Origin of the sequence: Streptosporangium sp. NPDC048047 (genome assembly GCF_040653115.1) — a bacterium.
Taxonomy (GTDB): domain Bacteria; phylum Actinomycetota; class Actinomycetes; order Streptosporangiales; family Streptosporangiaceae; genus Streptosporangium.
In genome coordinates this window covers 215572-224852 of record NZ_JBEZNH010000007.1, presented here as the reverse complement: position 1 = coordinate 224852, position 9281 = coordinate 215572, and the positions used below count along the sequence as shown (strand labels likewise).

Here is a 9281-nt window from a genome sequence, read left to right as displayed (position 1 = left end):
GCCTGCCGGTGACCGCGTCCCAGACCCGCACCGTCTTGTCGTTTCCGGCGGAGACCAAGCGTTCACCGTCCGGACTGAACGCCACCGAGTACACCGAGTACAGCAGGCCGGTGTCGCCGATGAGGAGGGCACCGAGCTGCCTGCCGGTGGCCACATTCCAGATCCGCACCGTCTTGTCGTCTCCGGCGGAGACCAGACGTTCACCGTCCGGACTGAACGCCACCGAGCGCACCGCGCCGGTGTCGCCGGTGAGGAGGGCACCGAGCTGCCTGCCGGTGACCGCGTCCCAGACCCGCACCGTGCCATCGTCTCCGGCGGAGACCAGACGTTCACCGTCCGGGCTGAACACCACCGAGTTCACCGCGCCGGTGTGGCCGGTCAAGACAGCGCGGGCGGGTCTGCTGAGAAGCACGGCCAGGCTCACCTGTGCCTCGTCGGTGTCGGCGATGGCTTGCGCCGCGATGGCGAGCCGCGCCGATGCCACCGGGTCGTCGGGCAGGGCTTGGCTGTAGGTCGCCGCATTCCGGGAGGCGGCCTGGGCGCTGCGGGTCAGCGCCCAGGCGCGTTGCCGGTCGGCCTCGGCGCGTTGCCGCTCGGCGTCCTGGCCGAAGCGCACCGCCGCCACCGCGGTGATGACCGCGACCACCAGCAGCCCCGCCAGCACCGTGAACCGGAGCTGCCGACGGCGCCGGGCCCGGGTGGCGACGCGGGTGCCCGCGTGCAGGAAGGCCGCGGCGGGGCCGGGCAGACCGAATCCGTCGTAGCGGTCCGGGTCGGCCCGCCAACGCGCGACGGCTTCTTCGGCGGCCTGCAGACGGATCCCGCCGTACAGGAACGACGCGTCCCGATCGCGCTGATCCCATTCGGCGGCGTCCTCCAGGATCTCGGTGTGCAGGGCGCGGTCGGCGCGCTCGTCGGCCAGCCAGCCGCGCAGCCGCGGCCAGGAGCCAAGCAGCACGTCATGGGCGATCTGGACCCGGCCGGCGTCGACGACGACGAGCCGCCTCCGGGCGAAGACCTCCAGAACCTCATCGACGGCGGCACGCTCGGCCTCGGAACGGCCGGCGTGCAGAGCGGCGCGCTCGACGGTACGGCGGGCCAGAGTGCCGTCGCCGGTGACGGCCGTCAGCTGCTCGAACACCCGCCGCGCCGTCTCCCGGCGATCCGGGGCCAGATCGGTGTAGGCGGAATCGGCGCTGGAGGCCACCGCCTTGGTCACCCCGCCGGTGCGGGCGTATCCCCGGCTGGTCAGCCGCTCGCCGTCGCGGTGTTCCCAGACGGTCAGCATGGTCTGCGACAGCAGCGGCAACGCCCCCGCCTCATAGCCGCCGCCCGGCGCGCGCAGCTCGCCGAGGACGACGTCGACCAGGCCCGGCTCGATTTCCAGGCCGGCTGTGTCGGCGGGGCCGGTGATCACCCGCCGCAGGTCCGTCTGCGTCATCGGGCCGACGACGAACGCCCCGTCCTGCAGGGCGGTGACCAGGTGGGGGTGGGCGGCGCAGCGGTCGACGAAGTCACCGCGCACCGCGAGCACCACCAGCGCCGCCGCGGCGCCTTGCGGCCCGCACGGGACGGTCGCGGCCGCGTGCAGCGCGGTGACGAACGCCTCCCGCTCCGCCACGGCCGGCTCGGCGGTGTCGGAGACGAGGGTGAAGACCTCCTCGAACTGGTCGACGACCAGTACGAGCCTGCCCTCGGCCACGGCAGGGAGGGTACGGCGGCGGGCGTCGGCCTCGACGGCCTGACGCACCAGCAGCGGCGCCTGTCCGGGATCCTCTCGCAGACCGCGCACCATGTCAGGGGCCGGAACACCCGCCAGCGCGGCCAGGGCGGTCGCCAGACGGACCAGCGGGGAGCCGGTCGGCTCCAGGATCTGCACCGGCCAGTCCCGGGCCGCCGCCGTCAGCTCACCGCGGCCGATCGCCGGCAGCAGGCCCGCGCGCAGCAGTGAGGACTTGCCCGCCCCCGAGGCCCCGGTCACCACCACCAGGCCCGGGGTGGTCAGCCGCCGGGAGACGGTGGTGACCAGCTGCGCGGTGGTCACCTCCCGGCCGTGGAAGATCTCGGCGTCGGCCTCGCCGAAGGGCACCAGCCCCCGGTACGGGCTCCCGCCACTCCAGCGTGCCCGGCCGGCGCCGGGCGTGCCGCCGGGGTGCGGCCGGGGAAGCTCCGACACCAGCTGCAGCAGTAGCCGGATGTCGGTCGCCTGCCGATACTGCAGATCCACCACCAGGCCGAGCTGCGCCCCTTGGACGTCCTGGCCGTCCCGCAGCACCCGCAGCCGATCTTCTACGGCGGCCAGCGTGAAGGCGAACTCGACGAACTCCCGGCCCAGGCCGGCCAGGCCACGGGTCAGATGCGCCTGCAGGTCGCGGTCCCCTGCCTCGATCGTCGCCTCGATCGCGGCGCCGACCGCGCCGACCTCCTCCAGCAGGCGCGCGATCTCCGCGCGCAACTCCTCGGCCTCGGGCCCGCCGCTCTCCAGGATCCGCTGGATGCGCTGCTCCAGCTCGGCCTCCAGCGCCTCCCGCGAGGACTCGCCGCCGACGGCATCGTCACCGCTGTTTCGGCCGAGGCGGGCGATGCCCGTCTTGACGATGTCGGTCAGCAGGTTGCCGCCGACCGCGGTGGCGGCTCCGAGCATCGCGGCCCCCGCCGTGGCCTCGCCCGGTTCCAGGAACGCCCCGAACGCCCCGGCCGACAGTATCGCCAGCAGCGCCGGAGTCGACCAGCGGCGCGCTCCGGAGACCGAGGTGCGGGCCAGCCGTGCCACCCGGGCCCGTACCCCGGCCCGCATCAGCTCTGACCGAGCCTCCTGCCCCTCCTGCCCCTCCTGCTCCTCAGCGCTCACCCCGCCACTATCACCCACCCGGGGCCGGAAAGTCCGCACAATCCCCGATCCCCGGTCAGACACCCCGAACCGGGTCGTCGTCGGCGACGTGGAAGTGGACGCCGTCCCGCATCGGGTGGCCGGCACCCGGTGACGGAAGGCGGGACGGATCGCGGATCCGGGTGTGGTGAGGCTGGTGACCGATCAGCCGCGGCGGCGCAGTTCGTCGTTGATGCGCAGGGCTTCGGTGAGCTGGTCTTCCAGGATGATGATGCGGCAGGCGGCCTCCAGGGCGGTGCCCTGGTCGACCAGTTCCCGGGCGCGGGCGGCCAGTCGCAGTTGGTAGCGCGAGTAGCGGCGGTGGCCGCCTTCGGATCGCTGCGGCTCTATCAGCTTGGCGGCGCCGAGGCTGCGCAGGAAGGCCGGGGTGACGCCGAGGATCTCCGCTGCCCGGCCCATGCTGTAGGCGGGGTAGTTCTCGTCATCGAGTTTCCGGCCGGGCCCGTCGTCGGCCGCGTCCTTGCCGCCGGCCACATCGGGTGACGTCCGGGCCGCCTTGCCGCCGGTCGCATCGGGGGGTGTGCGGACCGCCTTCGTCTTCGCTTTCTCGGCGGTGTCCCGGGGATGAGAGCCCGGGGATATGACCGATTGATCCATAAAACCTTCCCTAACGCGGACAGGGGCCCCGGCGCAATGATGCGCCGGGGCCCAGTTGAGGTTCAACACCATCTACCGGTCCTGTGACCGGTTCACTGCTTCCGCGCCGACCGCCCGAGAGGGCGGGGGTGCGGGGATCGCGTATGCGTGACCGTGAACCACCGTCCAATCCGTGGAGGTGCGGTACCCGTGCGGCGAACTGCAGCCGGCGACGGGCGATCCTGATGGCGTTCAACGCTCCCTTCGGTATCTCTACTTCTACTTCGACTTCATCCGCCACTGCTTCGGCAGCGCGTCCACGGCCAGGACCCTTCCACTTCGTCGGCCCCGGCACGTCCGACCTTCTGCCGTCCATCTACCTCGTCTTCTGCTGTCCACGTGCGTCCGGGCAGTTCGTCGTGGTGCTTCGTACTGCTCTGCCCTCGTGGATCCGTCCCTTGCGATGGCAGAAACCATACCGTCCCTCATCGCGAATGTCTACCGCCGTCACTACAGATTTTCGGCACCGAGGAGAGCAGGCCCTCCATCCGGATCCGCGCGATCAGGGGCGACGTCGGCGGCATGGCCGCCATGCGAGCCGAAGCCGACGAGGACCGCCCCCCGATCGCCCCCATTCTTCGTAAGCCGCCTTGCAATATATTCGTAAGGCGGCTTACGATTTTCGCATGATGGACGTCTCCACGCCTTCCGCCTACACCGCCCTGGTCAACCGGTACGGCGCCCCGCTCGGCGTCGAGGAAGCCCGCACCCACTGGGGGGCACTGGTGCGCGCCGCCCGGGAGGGCCGCACCACGCTGATCACCCGCGAACACTGGGAATGGGCCGCCCTCGTCCCCATGAGCGAGGTCACCGGCCCGATGATGGGCCTGCCCACCTGGCCCGCGACCTCGGCCCGCGCCAAGCTCGGCGACCTCGTCCGCCAGGCCGGCCGCCCCAGCGGCTCGGCGATCCTGCTGACCCGCCACCGCACGCCGATCGCCGCCCTGTGCCCCGCCGACTCCCTCGCCCCGCGCCCGGTCCCCCCCGACCTCCTGGACGCCGAGGCGCTACTGCGCGACGGCGCGCAGATCGTCCTGCGGTTCGGCCCCGAGCGGACCGGTCGCCTCGATGACGACGGAGCGGCGGCCGCCGGGCCGGTCGAGCCGGTCTACCACGCCAGCGTCCGCGGCCCCGCCGGCATCGAGGTCGCCGCCGGCTCCGGCGCCGGCATCAACGAGGCGCTGCAGAGCCTGCGACCGCACCACCGCCCCGGCATCACCGACCACCCGTCCCTCTGAGCGCCTTCGATCCACCCGGACTCCGGCACATCCGCGTGATCGCCTCGGAGACCAGCCGTCTGAAGAATGGGCACCGCGGCTTCCGCCGCATCCACCATCTCCCCCGTGAAAGGCCACTCCCTCCCCCGTGAAAGGCCACCCCCGCATGATCCCCGCCGACGGCTCACAGCCCAGCGCCGCCCGCATCTACGCCTGCCTGCTCGGCAGCAAGGACACCCACCGCGCCGACCGCGAAGCCGCCGAGACGCTCGTCAGCGCCTTCCCCAGCGTCCGTGACAGCTGCCGCGCCAACCGCGGGTTCCTGCTGCGCGCCGTCCGCGACCTCGCCGCCGCCGGCATCACCCAGTTCCTCGACCTCGGATCGGGACTGCCCGTCCACCCCAACGTCCACGACCTCGCCCGCGAAACCCATCCCGACGCCCGCGTCGTCTACGTCGACAACGACCCCGCCGTCGTGTCCCACAGCCAGGCCGTCGTCGACGGCGGCGGCGTCGTCACCGTCTCCGGCGACCTCCGCGACCCCGAGGCCGTCCTCGGCAACGCCGACGTACGAGCGACCCTCGACTTCACCCGGCCCCTCGGCGTGCTCGCGGTCGGCGTCCTGCACTTCATCCCCGGCGACGTCCACGCCGTCATCGCGACCCTCCGCGACGCCCTCGCCCCGGGAAGCTGCCTGGCCGCCACCCACGCCTGCTCCGACACCATGTCGGAGCAGGAACTCGATCTCGGCAAAGCCGTCTACGCCCAGACCGCCAACCCCGTGCATCCCCGCACCCGGACCGAGATCCACGACCTGTTCGACGGCTTCGACATCCTTCCTCCCGGCATCGTCTTCCCCGCCGACTGGCGGCCCGCCCCCGACATCGAGCTCTATCCCGAAACGGCCCACGAGATCCTCGCCGGCGTCGGCCGGCTCCCTGCCCGCTGAACCTCCGATGAGCGGGGCGGGCCGACAGCGAGGTCGGTTCACCATCGTCGGACGGGGATGGAGCCGGGGCCCGCTATGCCGAGGCGGCGCGCAGCGTCGCGGTGACGGCCGCCGCGTGACCAGGATCGAACATGACCTGATCCCCGTAGACCAGGGCGAAGTGGGTGCCGTAGGCGGCTTGCCTGGCGTCGGGTGACAGGGCGCGGCGTGTCGCCGTCGCGGCCTGCCAGCGCGGCCGGATCGCCTCCCGCTCCCGCTCGTCCGGGCGGTGATGCCACCTGCAGCTCGGGCAGTACGGCATGCCGGTCGCGTTCTCGAAGGAGAAGATGTTGCGCCCGCCGTCCAGGGAGCGGTGCGGCTCCTCGGACGGGTTCGCGGACGGGTTCGCGGACGGGTTCGCCATCCACTCGCCGGTGGTCTCGTCTATCGGATGGCCGGTCAGCTCCGACACGTAGCCGCGGATGAGCTCGGCGAGCAGGGAGTCATGCCCGGCCGTCGTCTCGTCCGGCCCCGCCGAAGCCGGCCCAGCCGGTTCCGGCCCGGCCTGCACCGGCTGCACGACGCCGTCCTGCCCGGCCGCGCCGGCGTCAGCCGGTGCCGGCTGGATGACCCCGCCCTGCTCGGCCGATGCCCGCTCAGCCGACGCCAGTGCGGCGGCGAGCACCGGGTGATCGGCCACCCCGGCCAGCTCGCACTGGCGGCGGGCTTCGGCGACCGCCACCCGCCGCTGGAGGCCGGGGGAGGCGTTGTCGATGGCCTCGGCGAGCTCCCGGTTGATGACCCACAGGGCGTGCCGGGTGGGCCGGCCGCCTTCCCGGGGGTCGTCGGGCACCGGGTCGGTGATGACCCCGCCCAGCAGCGGCCCCTTCAGCAGCGCGGGAGTGAACAGCACTCCGGTGATACGGGAGGCCAGGGCGAGGGCCGCCGGAACGGAGCCGGACAGGTACTGGAACTCCTCGTCCGGTTCGGGCTCCAGGCCCAGCTCGCGCATGTCCTCGTTGAGCGCGTCGGGGTGGCCGCCCCAGCGGTCCTGGGGTGTCTGCGGGCGGAAGGCCGTCCGGATCCGGCCGTCCGCGGCGTGTCCGAAGTGATGCGAGGCCGCGTAGTCGTGGCGCATGACGGAGACGGCCTCACCGCCGTCGCGGGTCAGTTCACGCAGGGTCTCGGGCCGGGTGCCCGCCCAGCCGCTGTGTTCGAAGGCGATCGTCCAGTCGCCGGCCCGGGTCACCAGCACCATGTCACAGCAGCCTTCGTTCACTCCGATGCGCTCCATGACCTCCCCGTCTTCCACCGGGTGGATGTTGCCGTCGACCACGCCGAACCTCCGGAGCGTCTCGCGCTCGTCCGGGCCGCGGACGAAGGTGACGGTGTAGATCTCCTCATGCCAGTCGTCCTCCCAGGCGTAGTCCGCGAGCATGATCTTGCGCATGGGTCTCCCCGGCTCTCCCCTTTTCATGATCGCGGTGAGTGTGGCAGGCGGATCCGACATTCCCGGCGGCAGGAGGGATCGGCTCGCCGTACGTCCGGTTCAGGAGTCGCCGCCCGGCCCCTCGGGGACCAGGCGGCCCGTTCCCTCCGGCACGTTCAAGGAGCGCGGCGCCGGGCGGACCCTCCGCGCCGCTCCCCCGGCCATGCTCCGGGCCCGATCGGCGGGAGCTCGCGGGGCATTGATTTTGTCGCAAGTTATGACGCACACTGTTAATACAAATATTGCGACAAAAGGAGGCGCCATGATCCGCGAGTCATCGCCGGACGCCGGCCCGCCGGCGCGTGCGGCAGATCTGCGGTCGGCCGCCGAATGGCTGGCCGGGCACGACCTGGGCGACTCCCAGCCGACCCCGCTGCTGGCCGGCCGGCTGGCGGTCCGCAGACGCGCCCGCCTCGCCACCCACGTCGTCCTGGCCGCGCTGATCCTCGTGAGCGCGCTCGTCACGGCCCTCAGCGGCTTCCAGCCGTATCGCCCGCTGCCGCTGCTCGCCCTGACCGCGTCGATGGCCGGGCTGCTGCTGGCGCAGTCGCTGCTCGACCGGTGGGTGCGGCGCGTCGACCAGCGGGCGGGCGCGACGCTGTCCCGCAGGGCCACCCACCTGGTCCAGCCCGGCTGGCGCGCCGTGCTCGGCCGGCCGTACGCCGTCTTCGCGGTCGCCACGTCCGCCGGCGCGGTGGTGCTGGCCGGGAGCGCCCTGGCCGTTCCCGACCCCGCCGTACGGCAACCGGCCGTCGTCCTGCTGATCGGCCTGCTCGGCGTGACGGCCATCATCGCCGTGCAGCTGCGTCACCTGCTCGGGCACCCGGTCGTGGCCGAGGACGAGGAGTCGCTGACCGCCGACGTCATCATGCGCGTCGAGGACGCCCGCGACCTCAACCTGCCGGCCGTGCAGTGGGCGCTGCCCGTGGTGCTGCTGTTCGGCACCGCGCCCGGCTGGTGGAGAGCCGCCGCGATCGCCTACCTGATCCTGAGCCTGGTCACGGGCGTCGCGCTCCACGCCAGGACGCCGTCGAGCGCGACGACGGCCCGGCGGGCCATGGGCGTCCGATGATCGTCATCGACGCGGCCTCGCCGGTGCCGCCGTTCGAGCAGCTGCGGGCCCAGCTCGCCCGGCAGATCCAGGACCGCACGCTGGCCGTGGGCGCCCGGCTGCCGACCATCCGCCACCTCGCGGCCGACCTGGGCCTGGCCGTCAACACGGTCGGCCGGGCCTACCGGGAGCTGGAGGAGGCGGGGCTGATCGAGACGCGCGGGCGGGCGGGCTCGTTCGTGTCGGCCGCCGGCGAGGAAGGCCGGGAGCGGGCCCGCCGGGCCGCCGCCGACTACGCGGCCGTGATCGCCAGCGTCGGCCTCGACGCGGGCGAGGCGATCCGCATCGTGCAGGCGGCTCTGGCGTCCGGCACGACGGCACCGGCCTCGCCATGACCGCGACCCCGGTGACGGGGTCACGTCGCCGGGCGCACGACGCCGGCCCGGCCTCGGCCATGGCCCGGGGCGACGGGCGGACGGCACGTTCGGCGTCCGGTCGTGCCGTCGATCGGTTCGCGGAGGACGTCCGCGTGGCCGACGTGCCGGCCGGCCTTCTCGATCATGGAGGTGAGCGCCCGGCGGACGCGCGCCGCCGGACAGGTCCGGCATCGTCACCCGCTCACGGCCGGATGTGTTCGGCGGCGATTTCATCGACGGTCGTTCCGGCGATCAGCCGGTCCAGAGGTTCGATCATGTTCGCGCATTCGCTGACCGGATGGTCGGCAGGGCAACCCAACGCGCTCGTCAGGAACGTCTGTGCCGCTTGTGCTTGCCGAATCAACTGCTCCAGCTTGGCGAGCTGTTCCTCCGCGGCCTGCCGCCACTGCGGTCCGGGCGCGTTCAGGACGGCGGCGGCGGCGTCCAATGGCAGCCCGAGCGAACTCGCGATCTTGAGGAACGCGAGCCGGCGCAACTCGTCGGCGGAGTACATCCGCCGTCCGCCGCGCCGCGCCCGCGGGGACACCAGCCCACGCTCGTCGTAGTAGCGAAGCGTTGACGCGGCGAGTCCGAGCTGCTCGGCCACCCGGCCGATCGGTACGAGTTCCATGCGTCCTATTTGACTTCAAGTCG

8 protein-coding genes and 1 pseudogene are annotated in these 9281 nt (G+C 72.8%); 4 read left to right on the top strand and 5 right to left on the bottom strand.

The features are described from left to right. Both AB0D67_RS09210 and AB0D67_RS09205 read right to left on the bottom strand, forming a co-directional pair. Positions 1-2851: WD40 repeat domain-containing protein (locus AB0D67_RS09210; protein WP_362931655.1), on the bottom strand; the 2851-nt coding region annotated here is incomplete at its 3' end. Between the two features lie 183 nt (positions 2852-3034). Beyond that, positions 3035-3289, bottom strand: coding sequence for a MerR family transcriptional regulator (locus tag AB0D67_RS09205; RefSeq protein WP_362931691.1), 255 nt, complete (start codon positions 3287-3289; stop codon positions 3035-3037). Between the two features lie 863 nt (positions 3290-4152). On the opposite strand from AB0D67_RS09205, the gene AB0D67_RS09200 reads away from it, so the two are divergent. After that, positions 4153-4764: a hypothetical protein gene (locus AB0D67_RS09200; protein ID WP_362931653.1), complete on the top strand. Its 612-nt coding sequence runs from the start codon at positions 4153-4155 to the stop codon at positions 4762-4764. 145 nt (positions 4765-4909) lie between these two features. Beyond that, the gene (locus AB0D67_RS09195) at positions 4910-5692 is read left to right on the top strand and encodes an SAM-dependent methyltransferase (protein WP_362931651.1); all 783 of its coding nucleotides are present in this window, start codon (positions 4910-4912) and stop codon (positions 5690-5692) included. 73 nt (positions 5693-5765) lie between these two features. Here the strand turns inward: AB0D67_RS09195 and AB0D67_RS09190 are convergent, their stop codons facing one another. Further along, on the bottom strand, positions 5766-7121 hold the full coding sequence (locus tag AB0D67_RS09190; protein WP_362931649.1) for a DUF6461 domain-containing protein: 1356 nt from the start codon (positions 7119-7121) through the stop codon (positions 5766-5768). 301 nt (positions 7122-7422) lie between these two features. On the opposite strand from AB0D67_RS09190, the gene AB0D67_RS09185 reads away from it, so the two are divergent. Then, positions 7423-8232 (top strand): hypothetical protein, encoded by an 810-nt coding sequence (locus AB0D67_RS09185; protein ID WP_362931647.1) that lies wholly within the window; start codon positions 7423-7425, stop codon positions 8230-8232. Continuing rightward, entirely contained in the window at positions 8229-8606 is a 378-nt protein-coding gene (locus AB0D67_RS09180; RefSeq protein WP_362931645.1) for a GntR family transcriptional regulator, read from the top strand. The genes AB0D67_RS09185 and AB0D67_RS09180 overlap by 4 nt, the downstream gene beginning before the upstream one ends. Positions 8607-8626: 20 nt before the next feature. Here the strand turns inward: AB0D67_RS09180 and AB0D67_RS09175 are convergent. Together AB0D67_RS09175 and AB0D67_RS09170 are read right to left on the bottom strand one after the other, a co-directional pair. Beyond that, positions 8627-8794 (bottom strand): annotated as a pseudogene (locus AB0D67_RS09175) (DUF664 domain-containing protein); the annotation flags it as partial. Positions 8795-8829: 35 nt separating this feature from the next. Then, positions 8830-9258, bottom strand: a complete 429-nt coding sequence (locus AB0D67_RS09170; RefSeq protein ID WP_362931643.1) for a MerR family transcriptional regulator — start codon at positions 9256-9258, stop codon at positions 8830-8832. Positions 9259-9281: the final 23 nt, after the last annotated feature.